The organism is [Zimmermannella] bifida NBRC 103089, assembly GCF_001570925.1.
Taxonomy (GTDB): domain Bacteria; phylum Actinomycetota; class Actinomycetes; order Actinomycetales; family Microbacteriaceae; genus Gulosibacter; species Gulosibacter bifidus.
The window spans coordinates 230,349-247,032 of the sequence record NZ_BCSP01000001.1; the positions used below are offsets into that span (position 1 = coordinate 230,349).

Consider the following 16,684-nt stretch of genomic DNA (forward strand, 5'->3'; position numbering starts at 1 on the left):
TGCTAGCCGACCGATCCTTCCATGTTCATTTCGATGAGTTTGTTGAGCTCAAGTGCGTATTCCATCGGCAGTTCACGAGCGATTGGCTCGATAAAGCCACGGACGATCATTGCCATGGCTTCGGTTTCTTCAAGACCGCGGCTCATGAGATAGAACAGCTGGTCTTCTGAGACCTTGGTCACCGTGGCTTCGTGGCCGAGCTCGACGTCGTCTACACGAATGTCAATTGCCGGGTACGTGTCGGAACGCGAGTGGTTATCGACGAGCAGCGCGTCACACACAACCGAGTTCGCCGAGTTGTGGGCTTCTTCGGCGATACGAACTTCCCCGCGGTAACCGGTACGGCCGCCACCACGTGCGATCGACTTCGAGACGATCGACGACTGCGTGTACGGCGCCATGTGAATCATCTTCGCGCCTGCGTCCTGGTGCTGACCAGGACCGGCAAAAGCCACCGATAGCGTCTCGCCCTTGGCGTGGGCTCCGGTCAGGTAGATCGATGGGTACTTCATCGTCACCTTCGAGCCGATGTTGCCATCGACCCATTCCATGGTGGCGCCTTCTTCTGCAATCGCACGCTTGGTGACGAGGTTGTAGACGTTGTTCGACCAATTCTGAATGGTCGTATAGCGAACACGAGCATTCTTCTTCGCGATGATCTCAACGACCGCCGAGTGCAGCGAGTCGGTCTTGTAGATCGGCGCGGTGCAACCTTCGATGTAGTGCACGTAGCTGCCCTCATCGGCAATGATCAGCGTGCGCTCGAACTGGCCCATGTTTTCAGTGTTGATGCGGAAGTATGCCTGCAGCGGGATCTCAACCTTGACACCCTTTGGCACGTACACAAACGAACCACCCGACCAAACGGCCGTGTTCAGCGCTGCGAACTTGTTGTCACCGGCAGGAATCACCGTGCCGAAGTATTCTTCGAAGAATTCCGGGTGCTCGCGCAGGGCCGTGTCGGTGTCCATGAAGATGACGCCCTGGCGCTCAAGCTCTTCGTTGATCTGGTGGTAGACCACTTCCGATTCGTACTGCGCGGCCACACCGGCAACCAGGCGCTGGCGCTCGGCTTCTGGAATACCGAGACGTTCGTACGTGTTGCGGATTTCTTCGGGCAGGTCTTCCCAGGTCTGAGCCTGCTTCTCGGACGCACGGACGAAGTACTTGATGTTGTCAAAGTCGATCTCGGACAAGTCCGCGCCCCAGGTGGGCATCGGCTTGCGATCAAACATCTGCAGGCCCTTGAGTCGACGCTCAAGCATCCACTCCGGCTCGTTCTTTACCTTCGAGATGTCGCGAACAACATCTTCGCTCAGACCACGCCGTGCGGATGCACCGGCGGTATCTGAGTCAGCCCAACCGAACTCGTACTGCTGACCGAGTTCATTCAGTTCGGGGCGGTCGATGAGCAAATCTGACATCGCTACCTCTTTCTCTTCGTCACGTCGATGATCCGTGGGATTGGTCGGCCTACGCGTAGGATAGAACGCGTGCGAGCGGGAAAACCTTCCCGTTCATCTGTAGCGGAATCCGATCCCGAGCGGAACACACAGCAACCCGAGTCTAGGTCACGTTGGCGGCGATGTTTCTCCGGCAAGTGCCAGAACCCCGTGTCAAGGCGCATCGTCTCGGCTGTGTTGACACGAGGATGCGCAAAGCGCGTCGGGCGTGGCTGAGATCGGTTTCATGAGTTGAGAGGTGTCACGTGCATCGGCTTCGAGTGCTTGTCCCCACCGAAATCACCAATTGGACGCGCTGGATTGTGTGGGCGAACCTCATCGTCAACATCATGATCGTCGGTACCGGCGGTCTCGTGCGGTTGACCGGCTCGGGTCTGGGCTGCCCGACTTGGCCCCTTTGCAACGAGTCGTCGCTCGTGCCCACCCCAGAAATGGGCATCCACGGGTTCATTGAGTTCGGAAACCGCACCCTGACCGGTGTGTTGGTTGTCGTCTCGCTACTCGCTTTCCTCGCCGTCATGCGCACGGCGCCTAGCCTCCGTCTAGCTCGCCCGGCGTTCCTCGTCGGTGTCCTCATCATCGTGCAGGCGATCGTCGGTGGCGTAACCGTCCTGATGCACCTTGACCCTCGTATCGTGGGTATCCACTTCTTCATTTCGGCGGGCATTGTCGCGGTAGCGGCAACATTGGTGCAGCGGATGCGGCGCGGTGTGCCGGTTACCGCCAATACGCCACCACGTCATATGTGGATTGCCATGTGCATTACCGCCGCCATCACGTGGATTACCGAAATCGTTGGTGTCCTAACCACCGGTGCTGGCCCACACGCTGGTGACGTCATTGCCGCTCGCAACGGTCTCGACACCGAACTCATGCACCACATCCACTCTTGGCCGGGCTATGCCCTCGTTGCGGCACTCATGTATCTGTTGTTCGTCTTGAACAACGGCGAGTACACGAAGCTGCTCCCCCAGGCATATTTGCTCACCGGTTTGGTGGCCGGCCAGGTTGCGCTCGGCGTCTTCCAGGCACGAACCGGTCTGCCAGTCTGGGCCGTGGCGCTGCACATGGTTATCGCAGTCGTCGTGATTGCGGTATTGACGATGCTGGTTATCGACGCGAAACGCACCCGCCAAGCCACCACGGCAGTGTCTGAAGCAGCGCCGGCGGCTGTTACCGCGGAGTAATTGCGCGAACCTCGGCGGCCTGGGCGCGGTGCTCTGCGACAAAGGACAGGGTGCGTTCATGACGCCCTGCGATCCTCGATGGCATGACGAACTCTGCCCCGGTCGATTCCGACTACCGTACGTTCTCACTCCCCGAAATTCTTACCGAGCTCGAGGTCTTGCTCGCCGATGTCGAACGCGCAGAGCAAGATGCCGCTCACGTCCTTGCCCGAGTACTGCCCGAGCACCGAGAATCCGCGCGGAACCTCATCCACTACGTCGCCGTACGACAGCACGACCTGCGTCCACTGCAAGAGTCGCTCGCTGATTACGGACTTTCCAGCCTTGGGCGGATGGAGGCGATTGTTCGATCGTGGCTGCTGACCGTCACCGAGACGGTACGTGCCATGGTCGAGGGGCGACACCGCCGCGAAATCTGGGGGCCGCTTGATGACGGCCAAGAGGTACTGGACCGCAACTCGCAGGATCTGCTCGGGCGCCCGCACGGCACATTCCGCCAAACTCGCATCATGGTGACGCTGCCTTCGGAAGCAGCCGAACAACCAGAACTCGTGTCACAGATGGGCCGTGTCGGCATGGACATCGCGCGCATCAACTGTGCTCACGACGATGAGACCGCTTGGGCGAGCATGGTTGCGTCCGTTCGTTCCCTTCCCGGTGAGGTTCGCGTTGCCATGGATCTGGGTGGCCCCAAGTTGCGCACCGGCCCGCTCGTTGCCGGCCCCAAGGTCACGCGCGTTAAACCGGTGCGTAATCAACGAGGCGAGACCATCTCCCCGTCGTCCATTCTGCTTGTTGACGCGGCGAACGAAACCGTCGACTACGTCGACGACGATATTCAAATCATTCCGGTGACCGGTCTCGAAACATCCCAATTTTCGGAAAAGGCCGAGCTCAAATTCCGGGACGCCCGCGGGCGCAAACGCAAGCTAGTGGTTGCATCCGTTTCGGATGCGGGTGTGCTCGTTCGATGCGATCGCACCGTCTATTTCGAAACCGGGCTCGAGATCACCCATAACGCGCACCCGATCCTGACGGTGGCTGACCTTGAGCCAGTTCGTCAGCACCTCTTCGTTCGCGCCGGCGACGTCATCACGCTTTGCAACGACATGGCACCGCAGCCCGCCACGGAAGCTGGCCCACACCGAATCGGCTGCTCGCTCGAAGCGGCGTTCCGCGACGCCCAGCCCGGCGAACGCATCCTGTTTGACGACGGCAAGATCGAAGGCACGATTCGCGCTGTCGACGCAGAAACCATCACGGTGGATGTCACGCGTGCTGGAGTTGATGGTGTCAAGCTGCGTGCAGAGAAGGGCATCAACCTGCCCGACACTGTCCTGAACATTCCAGCACTCACCGAGGCCGATCGCAGTCACCTGCCGTTCGTGGCGGCGAATGCGGATGCGGTGAATCTCTCGTTCGTGCGTTCAGCAGCAGACGTTGCCGATTTGATCACCGAACTAGAACAGCTCAGGGCCCGCCGCCTCGGCATCACCTTGAAGATCGAAACCGAGTCCGGGTTCCGCGATCTACCGCGGATGTTGCTCGAGGCGATGCGTTGGAGCAATGTCGGTGTGATGATTGCCCGCGGCGATCTCGCGGTGGAGCTCGGATTCGAGCGCATGGCCGAGGTGCAGGAAGAGATTCTCTGGATCTGTGAAGCGGCGCACGTACCGGTAATTTGGGCGACGCAGGTACTCGACTCGTTGGCGCGCACTGGATTGCCGTCGCGCGCTGAGGTAACCGATGCCGCAATGAGTCGCCGAGCCGAAGCAGTGATGCTCAATAAAGGTCCGTTCATCGTGGATGCCATCGACACGTTGAGTTCGATCCTCGACCGCATGGGCGGCCACGTTGCCAAAAAGCGCTCGCTGTTGCGTCCACTTGCGTCGTTTTCACTCACACACATTGATGAAGATGCCGCGCGACCGCAGCCAAGCATCGTCGATCACGATTAGCGCGCCGCAAAGCTGGCCAGTTCCGCAACAGCGGCGCTAACGAAACAACGGGCAACCCACCAGGAGTTGCCCGTTGTTTCGTCGTTAGGACTGCAGGCCGCGCGATGCGAGATCGACTGATCCGCGCATCCGGTCGAATCTAGCGTCAGCCAAGCGGAAGGTACGCAACCGCATCCACACCCACCGCAATAAAGAGGATGGTGAGGTAGAGAATCGACAGGTGGAATACCCGCATCGGATTGGACTTGTCGTTGCGTCGAACCACTCCCGCATACAGGCGGTGCGCTTCGTAAATGAACCAAGCGCCTGATGCGATGGCAGCGCCGGTGTAAATCCAACCCATCGGTGCCACGGGTACGAGCAGCAAGCTGCCGACAACCGTCGCCCATGCGTAAATGACCGATTGCAGCGCAACCGAACCTTCACCGTTGGTGACCGAGAGCATGGGTACATCCGCACGGTCATAGTCGGCCATGTACTTCACCGAGAGTGGCCAATAGTGAGCCGGGGTCCACAGGAAGATCACCAGGAAGAGGATCAACGGTTCCCACGAGAGGTCGTTCGTGACAGCTGCCCAGCCGATCAGTACCGGCATGCATCCGGCAACGCCACCCCATACAATGTTCTGGTCGGTGCGGCGCTTAAGAATAAGCGTGTAGAGAACGACGTAGAGCAGAATCGCGCCGACGGACAGCGCGGCGGTCAAGATGTTCGCAACGAGCCACAGCACCACCGTGCTGATGATTGCCAACGCCCAGGCAAACACGAGCGCTTCACGCTCGCTAATTTCGCCCGTTACCAGCGGTCGCCTTTGCGTGCGCTTCATCAGGCGATCGATATCGCGATCGAAATAGCAATTAAAGGCGTTGGCACTGCCTGCCGAAAGTGCGCCACCAATCAGCACACCAAGCATTAGCCACACCGATGGCAGTCCGCGCTGCGCCAAGAACATGGTCGGCAGCGTAGTAATCAGCAGCAGCTCGATAATGCGCGGCTTTGTCAGAGCGACATATGCCGCGAGCTTTCGTTTCCAGCCGATCTTCGAGCCGGCTGGTTGGTTGGATGCTGTAACCGCGTCGTGCGAGGGTGCGGGTTCAGTCAGTTGCTCGGTCGCCACAAACACCAATCCTCATCAAGTCAATGTCGACAATCTTACCCGGTTTTTACGGAAATTTAAGGTAGGGAGTGCTTATGCGCGCCTGGCCCTGTGAACGTGCCCGTCTCCATTCACCCACTGTGAACGAGGGCGACAAAATGTCGGAAATTCGTTTTTTTACTGGACAAATTGCAGCAAAAAAGCGGGCGTCGGTTGCAGGTTCCATTCACTTGCGCGGTTAAGCTTGAACTTGTGCCATCGGCACCGTCAAGCACGCATCAAGGAGGCCGCAGTGAACGATTTTGAATGGACTGAACTCGACGAGCGAGCGGTAGACACCGCTCGACTGTTGGCCGCTGATGCCGTCGAGCATGCTGGCGGAGGCCACCCTGGAACTGCGATGAGTCTCGCTCCAGTGGCAACCTTGCTCTTCCAGCACCTGATGAACCTTGACCCAAACGACGCCGACTGGCTCGGTCGTGACCGATTCATTCTCTCGAACGGACATGCAGGCCTGCTCCAGTACTCGCAGTTGTTCCTGGGTGGATTCGGCATTGAGCTCGAAGAGTTCAAGTCGATCCGTCAGTGGGGCTCCCGCCTTGCCGGCCACCCGGAATACGGGCACACCCCACACGTCGAGATGACCACCGGCCCGCTCGGCCAGGGCATTGCCACAGCAACCGGATTCGCTTACGCACAACGATTTGAGCGCGGTCTGTTTGACCCTGAGACCCCCGAAGGCGAGAGTCCATTCGACCACTACACCTACGTCATTGCCGGTGATGGCTGCCTGCAGGAAGGCATCTCGTCTGAGGCTGCCTCACTCGCTGGCCACCAGGAACTCGGCCGCCTGATTGTCATTTTTGACTCCAACCAGATCTCGATCGAGGGCGACACCGACATCGCCTTCACTGAAGACGTAGCCGCCCGTTACGAGTCCTACGGCTGGCAGGTGCAGACGGTCGAATGGGTTGCCGACGGAACCGTTCGCGAAGACGTACCGGCACTCGCGTCCGCCATTGCCGAAGCCAAGGCTGACACCAAGCGCCCGTCGCTCATCGTGTTGAAGAACATCATTGCGTACCCGGCACCCACCATGCAGAACACCGGCGCATCGCACGGTGCTGCCCTCGGCGCCGAAGAGATCAGCGCAACCAAAAAGCTGCTCGGCTTTGACCCCGATGTCGCTTTCCAGGTTGAGGACCACGTCCTGGCGCACACTCGCAAGCTCGCTGACCGCGCCGCTGTTAAGCGTGCGGCTTGGCAAGAGCGGTTCGATGCTTGGGCCGCGGCTAACCCAGAGCGCAAGGCGCTACTAGAACGCCTGCTCGCCGGCGAACTGCCAGCAGACATTGAAGCCGCACTCCCCGATTTCTCTGATAAAGCCAAGCTCTCAACCCGCAAGGCATCGGGTGCGGTCATCAACGCGCTGGCGGCACAGCTTCCAGAACTGTGGGGTGGCTCGGCCGACCTCGCCGGTTCGAACAACACGGTAATCAAGGATGCGAAATCGTTTGGACCGGCTGAGCGCAGCACCGACGAATGGTCGTGCAGCCCCTACGGCCGAGTTTTGCACTTTGGAATCCGTGAGCACGCCATGGCGGCGATTGTTAACGGCATCGTATTGCACGGCCCGACACGCGCATTTGGCGCCACGTTCCTAATCTTTAGCGACTACATGCGCCCGTCGGTTCGCTTGGCCGCGTTGATGGACATTCCATCGATCTTTGTGTGGACGCACGACTCGATCGCACTCGGTGGCGACGGTCCAACGCACCAGCCGGTTGAAACCCTCACCACGCTCCGCGCGATTCCGAACTTTACGGTCGTACGTCCCGCCGATGCCGCCGAAACCAGCTACGCCTGGCTCGAAACGCTGCGCCGAAAGGATGGCCCAACCGGCCTGGTGTTCTCGCGCCAAGACTTGCCAGTCCTTGCCCGCGGCGAAGGCGAACTGGCTTGCGCTTCCAAGACCCGTTTCGGCGGATACGTCCTGGCGGAAGCCGAAGGTGGCGCGCCCGAGTGCATCCTGATTGCTACCGGTTCTGAAGTCGCGCTGGCACTCGAAGCCCGCACCCACTTGCAGGCCGAAGGCGTGCCAACTCGCGTCGTTTCGATGCCGAGCCAGGAATGGTTCGCCGAGCAGTCGGACGAATACCGCGAGCAAGTGTTGCCTGCTGCCGTCACCGCCCGCGTCAGCGTCGAGGCCGGCCTCGCGATTACCTGGGCGCCATACCTCGGTCAGCACGGTCGCTCGGTTTCGGTCGAGATGTTCGGTGCATCAGCCGACGGTAACGAAATGCTGCAGCGTTACGGCATCACTACCGAAGCCGTCATCAACGCCGCACGCGAATCCCTCGCAGCAAACTAATCCCGCACGAATCCACTTCTGAGGAGACCACATGACTAACGCACGTACCCAGGCCGTGGCTGATGCGGGTGTCAGCATTTGGCTGGACGACCTGTCGCGCGAACGCCTTGATTCCGGATCGCTCGAGGCACTGATCGCTGACCGCAACGTTGTTGGTGTGACGACGAACCCATCGATCTTCGCGGCTGCGCTCGCAAACGGTGAGGCCTATGCACCGCAGGTGCAGGAGCTGGCCGCAGCCGGCACCGACACCGACACCGACGCCGCGATTGTTGCCATCACAACCGAAGACGTTCGCCGTGCATGCGACGTTTTCCGCGAGATCTACGCAACCTCGAACGGTTTCGATGGACGCGTGTCGATCGAGGTATCACCGCTGCTCGCGCACGACACGGCAAACACCATTGCCGAGGCGAAGCAGCTGTTCGACCTGGTCGACCGCGAAAACGTCATGATCAAGATCCCAGCAACCGAGGCTGGTTTGCCGGCAATCACCGAAGCGATCGCATCCGGAATCTCGGTGAACGTCACCTTGATCTTCTCGCTCCCCCGTTACCGCGAAGTCATCAATGCGTACCTGAGCGGTCTCGAACAGGCAGCACAGCGCGGACACGACATCTCGAAAATCCACTCGGTTGCTTCGTTCTTCGTGTCGCGCGTCGATGTCGAGGTCGACAAGCGACTGACGGCAATCGGTTCGGATGCCGCCCTCGCGCTCAAGGGCAAGTCAGCGCTCGCAAATGCCCGCCTCGCGTACCAGGTCTTTGAAGAGTCGTTTGCCTCGGAGCGCGCCGCTACGCTGCTTGCCAACGGGGCTAACGTTCAGCGTCCGCTCTGGGCATCGACCGGCGTCAAGGACCCTGCTCTCCCCGACACGCTGTATGTAACTGAACTGGTTGTCGGCAAGACGGTGAACACCATGCCCGAGGCCACGCTGAACGCCGTCGCCGACCACGGCGAGGTTACTGGCGACCGCGTCACCGGTGAGTACCACGACGCTAACCGTCAGCTCGACGCCATCGCCGAACTCGGCATTGACTACACCCAGGTCACCCAGCAGCTCGAAGACGAGGCGGTCGAGAAGTTCGTCGTATCGTGGCAGGAGCTGCAGGGCGCCGTCGCCGAACAGCTCGCTTCGCAGGCGTAGTCTCCAATCCATTCACTCGATTTTTCGTCGGCCGGTCCCCAATTGACCGGCCGACAGGGCAATATGGACCGTGCTGTACTAAGCCCGCTCCGCCGCCAAACGGTACACAATCCACCACCCACAAAGGACCACGAGATGTCTCTCAAAGTAGCTACGTCAGGTGCCGCAACTGCTGCGGTGCAGTCGCACCTCGACCGTCTGATCGATTCGAAGTTCGCCAGCCGTTTGTTCGCCCAGGATGCGACGCTGTGGGGTCCTGAAGCAGAAGATGAGTCGTCGAAGCGACTCGGCTGGACCAATGCTGCCGAAGTTTCGCAGCCGCTGGTGGCCGACATCATGACGCTCCGTGACGAGCTTCAGGCCGCCGGCATTGACCGGATCGTCCTGTGCGGCATGGGCGGTTCTTCGCTCGCGCCAGAGGTGATGACCCGCACCGGTGGTGTGGAGCTCGTTGTGCTCGACTCCACAAACCCCAGCCAGGTCGCCCAGATCGTGAATGACCAGATCGAGCGCACCGCTGTGGTCGTTTCGTCGAAGTCGGGATCGACGGTTGAGACTGACTCGCAGCGCCGTGCATTCCTCGCCGCATTTGCCGAGGCCGGTATCGATCCAACTGAGCGACTGTTCATCGTTACTGACCCGGGTTCACCACTCGAGCAGCAGTCACGTGCCGACGGCTTCCGTGTTTTTCTTGCCGACCCATCGGTCGGTGGCCGCTTCTCGGCCCTCACGGCGTTTGGTCTCGTTCCCGCTGGTCTCGCCGGGCTCGACATTCAGTCGCTGCTGAACGCTGCCGCTAACGTCGCTGACGAACTCGCTGCTGATTCACCGCAGAACCCGGGTCTGGTACTCGGCGCCGCGATGGCCGGTGCCGAGCCAATCAAGACCTATCTAGGCATCGTCGAATCGGGCTCGGGCATCGTTGGCTTCGGTGACTGGGCCGAGCAGCTCATTGCCGAGTCCACCGGTAAGCACGACAAAGGCCTGCTCCCAGTTGTGCTCAGCGAAGACGCACCCGAGATCGGTCTGCCGATCCCAGACCTCACCATCGTTCGCCTCGTTGCCGACGCTGCCGAAACGCCGGCACTTGGCGATGAGATCAACGTTTCGGGAACTCTTGGCGAACAGCTCCTGCTCTGGGAAGTTGCGGTAGCGGTTGCCGGTGAAATCATCGGCATCAACCCCTACGACCAGCCTGACGTTGAATCGGCAAAGGCAGCCGCCCGCGAGCTGCTCGACGCCACCCCAGCGCCAGAAGCTCCTGCGTTTGTCGAAGGCCACATTGAGGTTCGCGGAAGCGAATCGTTGCTCGCCGGCCACGCATCCGTAGCAGCAGTGATCGATGCCCTGCTCGCCGCCATGCCCGAGAACGGTTACGTTGCGATCCAAGCGTACGCGAACCGCAACGACCTCAACGCATTGACCCAGTCGCGTGACATCATCGCGCACCGCGCACGCCGCCCGGTGACGTTCGGCTGGGGCCCCCGCTTCCTCCACTCGACCGGACAGTTCCACAAGGGTGGCCCAAAGGTGGGTGTTTTCTTGCAGATCACTACCAGCGAGCCGACCGATGTCACGATTGCCGACCGTCCGTTCACCTTTGGCGAGCTCATCCGTGCACAGGCAGCCGGTGACGCTGCCGTGCTTGAGCAGCACAACATGCCCGTGCTTCGCCTGAACTTCACTGACCCGGTGGCAGGAACCGAAGCGTTCCTCCGCATCCTGCAGGAGATCTAGCACGTGGCGCCCGTTGAAATTTCGGCCACCACGAATCCGCTCCGGCCAACCGGTGAACGCCGGCTGGAGCGGATTTCCGGCCCCTCCAACCTCGTCTTTTTCGGGGTTACTGGCGACCTCAGCCGCAAGAAGCTCCTGCCGGCGATTTATGACCTCGCGAACCGCGGTTTGCTCTCGCCCTCGTTTGGGTTGGTCGGTTTCGGACGACGCGATTGGGACGACGCTGCATTTGCCGAATTCATCCTCGAGTCTGTACGCAAGCACGCCCGAACCGAATGGAACCAAGAAGTTTGGGATCAGCTCGTCACCGGCATCCGCTTCATCTCGGGTGAATTCAACGACCCGGATGCGTTCGTTCGCCTCCGCGAAACACTGACGCGCCTCGACCTTGAACGCGGCACCCGCGGCAACTACGCGTACTACCTCTCGATTCCACCGCGTTCATTTGCCGAAGTAACCGACCAGCTACGTTCCTCAGGTCTGGCTGAGTGCCAGGACGGCTCGTGGCGCCGCGTCATCATCGAAAAGCCATTCGGACATGACCTTGAGTCGGCCCGCAAGCTCAACGACATTGTTGAGTCGGTATTCCCAAGCGATTCGATTTTCCGAATCGACCACTACCTCGGCAAGGAGACCGTGCAGAACCTGCTCGCGCTCCGATTCGCAAACTCGATGTTCGAGCCACTGTGGAACGCGAACTACGTCGACCACGTGCAGATCACCATGGCCGAAGACATCGGCGTTGGTGGACGCGCCGGATATTACGACGGCGTTGGTGCAGCACGTGATGTCATCCAGAACCACCTGCTGCAGCTGCTTGCGCTGACCGCGATGGAAGAGCCAATCAGCTTCGATGCCGACCATCTTCGTGCAGAGAAGGAGAAGGTACTCGCTGCGGTCAGCCTCGGTGATGACCTATCCAAGACAACCGCACGCGGTCAGTACGGATCCGGTTGGCAGGGCGGCCAGTTCGTTCGCGCTTTCCGTGAAGAAGACGGCATGAGTCCGGAATCGACGACGGAAACGTATGCAGCGGTTCGTCTCGAAGTGAACACGCGACGTTGGATGGGCGTGCCGTTCTATCTGCGTACCGGCAAGCGCTTGGGTCGTCGCGTCACCGAGATTGCAGTGACGTTCAAGCATGCCCCCGAATACCTCTTCTCACCCACCGAGCGCGTGTCGCTCGGCCCGAACGCACTCGTGATTCGCGTGCAGCCAGATGAAGGTGTGACGCTTCGCTTCGGTTCGAAGGTTCCGGGCGTCGGCATGCGTGTTCGCGACGTGACCATGGACATGGGCTACGGCCACGCCTTCACCGAGTCGAGCCCGGAAGCGTACGAACGTCTCATTCTCGATGTGCTCCTTGGCGAGCCACCGCTCTTCCCCCGGCACGAAGAGGTCGAGCTGTCGTGGCGCATCCTCGACCCGATCGAAGAGTACTGGGCCGGTCAGGGCGTACCAGAGACGTATCAGCCGGGGTCATGGGGGCCGAGTTCGGCCGATGACCTCATTCACCGCGACGGACGCAGTTGGAGAAGCCCGTGATCATTTCCCTTTCTGAAACGAACTCTTCGGAGATCGCTCGCGAGATCGTTCGTCTCCGAGAAAAGGGCGGTGCGGTGGCGCTCGGCCGCGTATTGACGCTCGTTGTCGTTGCTGGCCAGAACGAGAACGAAGAAGCGATTAACGCTGCAAACCACGCATCCGGCGAGCACCCAATGCGTGTCATCGTGGTGCACACCCAGTTGCAAGAACCCGAGTCGCGACTCGACGCCGAAATTCGCGTCGGCAGCGATGCCGGTGCATCCGAGGTCATCGTGCTACACGCCAGTGGCGCGACTGCACACGACCCGGCCGCGCTCGTGCAGCCACTGCTGCTGCCCGATGCGCCGATCGTCACGTGGTGGCCGGAGCACTCGAGCCTCAAACCGTCCGAGACGCGTCTCGGCAAGATGGCGCAGCTGCGCATCACCGATACGCATTTTTCGGAGCACGCCGAAGCTACCCTGGTGCAGCTTGCCGAAGGCTACGCCGACGGTGACACGAACCTCGCATGGACTCGCATCACCCGTTGGCGTGCCCAGCTCGCGGCCGTGCTTGACCAACCGCCATACTTGCCGGTGCTGCGCGCTGAAGTTGACTACAGCGCGCCGTCGACCAGCACCCTGTTGATGGCCGGCTGGCTGGCCGAGTTCCTGCAGGTGCCGGTCACGATGCACAAGGTGGACGGCGAGGTTCCAGGCAACTTGCGCGCCGTTCGTTTGTACCGCGAGAACGGACAGATCGAGCTCTCGCGCACGTCGAAGGCCACGGCAATCCTGCGACAGCCAGATCAGCCCGATCAGGTCATCCCGCTGGTGCTGCGTGATCGCTACGACGTGCTGAACGAAGAGCTGCGCTCATTGGCCCCTGATCCGGTCTACGCGGCAACGCTCAAGGGCGGTGTTCCGCGCGTGCTCGCGTCCCGCGGCACCGTGAAGTTTCCAGAGGAGTAGTCGTGTCGTTCATTGATTCGCTCGAACTCGTCGAGGCCGAGTCCGTATCGGCGCTCGACACCAAGTTGGCCGAAGACGTGGCCGAGCTGCTCGTCGCCCGTGCTGCCATCGGCGATGTGCACATTGCTGTATCTGGCGGATCGTTTGCTCAGCGCGCACTTCCCGAGATCGTGGCGGTCGCGACCGCTGCGGGTATTGACTGGGCTCGCGTCCACGTATGGTTCGCCGATGAGCGATTTGTCGCCGCTGACTCCCCCGACCGTTCGTTGCTCTTGGTTCGGGATGCGTTGGCTACAGCACCCGGGTTCGTTAGCGACCACCTACATGCCGTCGCCAGCGCCGACTCGGCAGTCAATGTCCACGAGGCAGCGACCCGATATGCCGAAGTGCTGCACGCTACCGTGACACGAACGCATGCGGGCGCACCCGCGTTGGACTGCATCCTGCTCGGCATGGGCCCAGACGGACACACCGCCTCGCTATTCCCCGGCATGTTGCCAACCGAGAGCGAATGCACGGCAGCCGTCACGGACTCTCCCAAACCGCCCTCAGAACGCGTCACGTTGACGTTTGGCACCCTCGCTGCAGCCGACCACTGTTGGATCTACGCCACGGGTTCAAGCAAGCAGGAAGCGCTTACCACCGTTGCCAGCAACCCGTCGGTCGATGCGTGTCCGATTACCGGCGTGCGTGCCCAGCAAAGCGTGCGCCTATATGCCGACACGGCAGCCATCCCCGAGGATCTGCGCACCGCTACCAAGTTCATCCAGAACTGACGCGAAGCTTACAAACAGCGAAGGCCCCACCAATTCGGTGGGGCCTTCGCTGTTGCCTATAGGCGGTGCGCGCTCGCTACGCAGCGACGGTCGTGAACTTGAGCATGATGCCCAGCACGATCACGGTGATCAGCCAGATTGCGAGAATCCATACCGTAATGCGGTTCAGGTTCTTTTCGGCCACGCCCGACGATTGCGCGCCGGCGGTGATTCCGCCACCGAACATGTCGCTCAGGCCGCCGCCCTTACCACGGTGAAGCAGGATGAACAGAATCAGGAGCACGCTGGTGATCGCGAGCACAACCTGCAGGACGGTGAGGATGATCTCAGCCACTAGAACCTCTCGAATGAACGTATGTCTTTGGAAACGCACTCGGACGGAGCGCGTAACCAGCTCCGTCCGAGTATAGGCGAGTTGTACCCGCTATACACCTACATGTTGGGTGTATCGCACAATCGACGAAAAATCGTCGATGTTGAGGCTCGCGCCGCCAACGAGCGCGCCGTCAATATCCGGCTCGCGCATGATCGAGGCGACGTTGTCGGGCTTGACCGAACCGCCGTACAGGATGCGGATGCCAGCCGCGCGCTCGTCGCCAAGCAGCGTGGCGAGTTCGACGCGGATTGCGTGACAGACCTCCTGTGCCTGCGCCGCCGTTGCCACCTTGCCAGTGCCGATAGCCCAGACCGGTTCGTAGGCGATCACGATCTCGGCGTCTGCCGGCAGGTTTTCCAGGCCCTTGCGCAACTGCGCCACCGCAATGGATGCGGGGTCATCGCTTGCTTCGCGCTGTTCGAGAGTTTCACCAACGCAGAGCACCGGAATCAGACCGTGACGGAGTGCCGCCGTGACCTTAGCCTGGCAGATCTCGTCGGTTTCGTTGTGCAGGGTACGGCGCTCCGAGTGTCCGACCAGCACATACTTCGTGTCGAGCGCCGCTAGGAACTCGGCCGAGGTCTCACCGGTGTACGCGCCGGAATCGTGCTGCGAGCAATCTTGCGCGCCGAAGCCGATCTTCAATTTGTCGGTCGAAACCAGCGTCTGCACACTGCGAATGTCCGTGAACGGTGGGAACACGGCAACTTCGACCTTGTCGTAGTCGTGTTCCGCATCCTTGAGCGTCCACGCAAGCTTCTGTACAAACGCGATGGCCTGGAGATGATTCATGTTCATCTTCCAGTTGCCCGCCATCAGCGGGGTACGGCTGGCTACCATCCGAGCACCTCCAGGCCCGGAAGCTTCTTGCCTTCGATGAGTTCGAGGCTTGCGCCACCACCGGTCGATACGTGACCGAACTCATCGTCAGCGAAGCCGAGGGTGCGAACCGCTGCCGCCGAGTCGCCACCACCGACGACCGAGAGGCCGTCGACTTCGGTGAGGGCCTGGGCAACCGACTGCGTTCCGTTGGCAAAGTTCGCAAACTCGAACACACCCATTGGACCGTTCCAGAACACGGTCTTCGAGCTGCGGATAGCTGCGGCGTAGGCCTTGGCGCATTCCGGCCCGATGTCGAGGCCGATTCCGGTTTCGCCGAAGCTCGACGACTCGATATCCGTGGCCGGTACGACCTCGTGTGCTGCGTCGGCAGCGAAGGCTTCAGCTACCACGATGTCGGTGGGCAGGAGCAACTCAACGCCGCGCTCCTGGGCCTCGGTGATGTAGCCGCGGACGGTGTCGACCTGGTCCGCTTCAAGCAGCGACTTACCGATCTTGTGGCCCTGGGCTGCGAGGAAGGTGAAGAGCATGCCGCCACCGATGACGAGGCGGTTTACGCGTGGGAGCAGGTTCTCGATAACACCGAGCTTGTCCGAAACCTTTGAGCCACCAAGCACAACCGTAAACGGTGTGTCTGGGTCGGTGACAACCTTGCCCAGCTTGGCGACTTCATTCGCAACGAGCAGACCGGCGGCCGATGGCAGTGCCTGAGCCAGCTCGTATACCGACGCCTGCTTGCGGTGAACGACGCCGAATCCGTCCGAAACGTAAGCGTCACCGAAGGCGGCGAGCTGGTCGGCGAATGCCTTGCGCTCGGCCTCGTCCTTGCTGGTTTCACCGGCGTTGAAGCGAAGGTTTTCAAGTACGACAACTCGGCCGTCCGTGAGGCTGTCGACTGCGGCCCTTGCCGAGTCACCCACAGTGTCTTCGGCCAGCAGGACGTCCTGACCGAGCAACTCGCCGAGGCGAGCAGCGGCAGGTGCCAGCGAAAACTCTGGGTTTGGTTCGCCCTTCGGACGGCCGAGGTGCGAGATCACCACGACCTTTGCGCCCTGTTCGATCAGTGCGCGCAGCGTTGGCAACGAAGCGCGAACGCGACCGTCATCAGTAATCTGACCATCTTTCAGTGGAACGTTGAGGTCGCATCGAACGATGACGCGCTTGCCGGCGAGGTCGCCGAGCGTGTCGAGCGTGCGCAAAGACATGATGATCTCCTTAGTTATTCGTATGCGTTATAC

At 60.8% G+C, this 16,684-nt stretch carries 13 protein-coding genes; 8 read left to right on the top strand and 5 right to left on the bottom strand.

Going from position 1 to position 16,684, the window contains the following annotated elements; all coding sequences use genetic code 11:
- Positions 1-2 precede the first annotated feature (2 nt).
- Positions 3-1,424, bottom strand: coding sequence for a Fe-S cluster assembly protein SufB (gene sufB / locus ZBI01S_RS01050; protein ID WP_066055035.1), 1,422 nt, complete (start codon positions 1,422-1,424; stop codon positions 3-5).
- Between the two features lie 284 nt (positions 1,425-1,708).
- Here sufB and ZBI01S_RS01055 point away from each other — a divergent pair, with 284 nt between their 5' ends.
- Both ZBI01S_RS01055 and ZBI01S_RS01060 read left to right on the top strand, forming a co-directional pair.
- A complete protein-coding gene (locus ZBI01S_RS01055; protein WP_066055038.1) occupies positions 1,709-2,650 on the top strand; it encodes a COX15/CtaA family protein in 942 nt (313 codons plus the stop codon).
- Positions 2,651-2,733: 83 nt separating this feature from the next.
- Complete coding sequence (locus tag ZBI01S_RS01060; RefSeq protein WP_066055040.1) at positions 2,734-4,608, top strand: pyruvate kinase; 1,875 nt, start codon at positions 2,734-2,736, stop codon at positions 4,606-4,608.
- Between the two features lie 145 nt (positions 4,609-4,753).
- Here the strand turns inward: ZBI01S_RS01060 and ZBI01S_RS01065 are convergent, their stop codons facing one another.
- Complete coding sequence (locus ZBI01S_RS01065; RefSeq protein ID WP_370664357.1) at positions 4,754-5,725, bottom strand: heme o synthase; 972 nt, start codon at positions 5,723-5,725, stop codon at positions 4,754-4,756.
- Positions 5,726-5,996: 271 nt separating this feature from the next.
- Between ZBI01S_RS01065 and tkt the strand changes: the two genes are divergently transcribed.
- From tkt to pgl, 6 genes are all read left to right on the top strand, one after another.
- Positions 5,997-8,075, top strand: coding sequence for a transketolase (tkt, locus tag ZBI01S_RS01070; RefSeq protein ID WP_066055043.1), 2,079 nt, complete (start codon positions 5,997-5,999; stop codon positions 8,073-8,075).
- Between the two features lie 31 nt (positions 8,076-8,106).
- Positions 8,107-9,222 (top strand): transaldolase, encoded by a 1,116-nt coding sequence (tal, locus tag ZBI01S_RS01075; RefSeq protein ID WP_066055046.1) that lies wholly within the window; start codon positions 8,107-8,109, stop codon positions 9,220-9,222.
- 135 nt (positions 9,223-9,357) lie between these two features.
- Positions 9,358-10,959, top strand: a complete 1,602-nt coding sequence (locus tag ZBI01S_RS01080; protein ID WP_066055631.1) for a phosphoglucose isomerase-related protein — start codon at positions 9,358-9,360, stop codon at positions 10,957-10,959.
- A gap of 3 nt (positions 10,960-10,962) precedes the next feature.
- Positions 10,963-12,504 carry a glucose-6-phosphate dehydrogenase gene (gene zwf, locus ZBI01S_RS01085; RefSeq protein ID WP_066055048.1) on the top strand — a complete coding sequence of 514 codons (1,542 nt, stop codon included), beginning with the start codon at positions 10,963-10,965 and terminating at the stop codon, positions 12,502-12,504.
- Complete coding sequence (locus ZBI01S_RS01090) at positions 12,501-13,454, top strand: glucose-6-phosphate dehydrogenase assembly protein OpcA (RefSeq protein WP_066055050.1); 954 nt, start codon at positions 12,501-12,503, stop codon at positions 13,452-13,454. Before zwf ends, ZBI01S_RS01090 begins: the two co-directional genes overlap by 4 nt.
- 2 nt (positions 13,455-13,456) lie before the next feature.
- The gene (gene pgl, locus ZBI01S_RS01095) at positions 13,457-14,230 is read left to right on the top strand and encodes a 6-phosphogluconolactonase (protein WP_066055053.1); all 774 of its coding nucleotides are present in this window, start codon (positions 13,457-13,459) and stop codon (positions 14,228-14,230) included.
- 76 nt (positions 14,231-14,306) lie between these two features.
- Here the strand turns inward: pgl and secG are convergent, their stop codons facing one another.
- From secG to ZBI01S_RS01110, 3 genes are all read right to left on the bottom strand, one after another.
- Positions 14,307-14,564, bottom strand: coding sequence for a preprotein translocase subunit SecG (gene secG / locus ZBI01S_RS01100; protein WP_066055056.1), 258 nt, complete (start codon positions 14,562-14,564; stop codon positions 14,307-14,309).
- 90 nt (positions 14,565-14,654) lie between these two features.
- Positions 14,655-15,446, bottom strand: coding sequence for a triose-phosphate isomerase (tpiA, locus tag ZBI01S_RS01105; protein ID WP_066055059.1), 792 nt, complete (start codon positions 15,444-15,446; stop codon positions 14,655-14,657).
- On the bottom strand, positions 15,440-16,651 hold the full coding sequence (locus ZBI01S_RS01110) for a phosphoglycerate kinase (RefSeq protein WP_066055062.1): 1,212 nt from the start codon (positions 16,649-16,651) through the stop codon (positions 15,440-15,442). Before ZBI01S_RS01110 ends, tpiA begins: the two co-directional genes overlap by 7 nt.
- Positions 16,652-16,684 lie beyond the last annotated feature (33 nt).

What these genes read in the sequence shown, in the direction of transcription:
- ZBI01S_RS01110 (WP_066055062.1), bottom strand. Translation starts at nt 16,651, where the DNA reads ATGTCTTTGCGCACGCTCGACACGCTCGGCGACCTCGCCGGCAAGCGC.
- sufB (WP_066055035.1), bottom strand. Translation starts at nt 1,424, where the DNA reads ATGTCAGATTTGCTCATCGACCGCCCCGAACTGAATGAACTCGGTCAG.
- tpiA (WP_066055059.1), bottom strand. Translation starts at nt 15,446, where the DNA reads ATGGTAGCCAGCCGTACCCCGCTGATGGCGGGCAACTGGAAGATGAAC.
- ZBI01S_RS01060 (WP_066055040.1), top strand. Translation starts at nt 2,734, where the DNA reads ATGACGAACTCTGCCCCGGTCGATTCCGACTACCGTACGTTCTCACTC.
- tal (WP_066055046.1), top strand. Translation starts at nt 8,107, where the DNA reads ATGACTAACGCACGTACCCAGGCCGTGGCTGATGCGGGTGTCAGCATT.
- ZBI01S_RS01080 (WP_066055631.1), top strand. Translation starts at nt 9,358, where the DNA reads ATGTCTCTCAAAGTAGCTACGTCAGGTGCCGCAACTGCTGCGGTGCAG.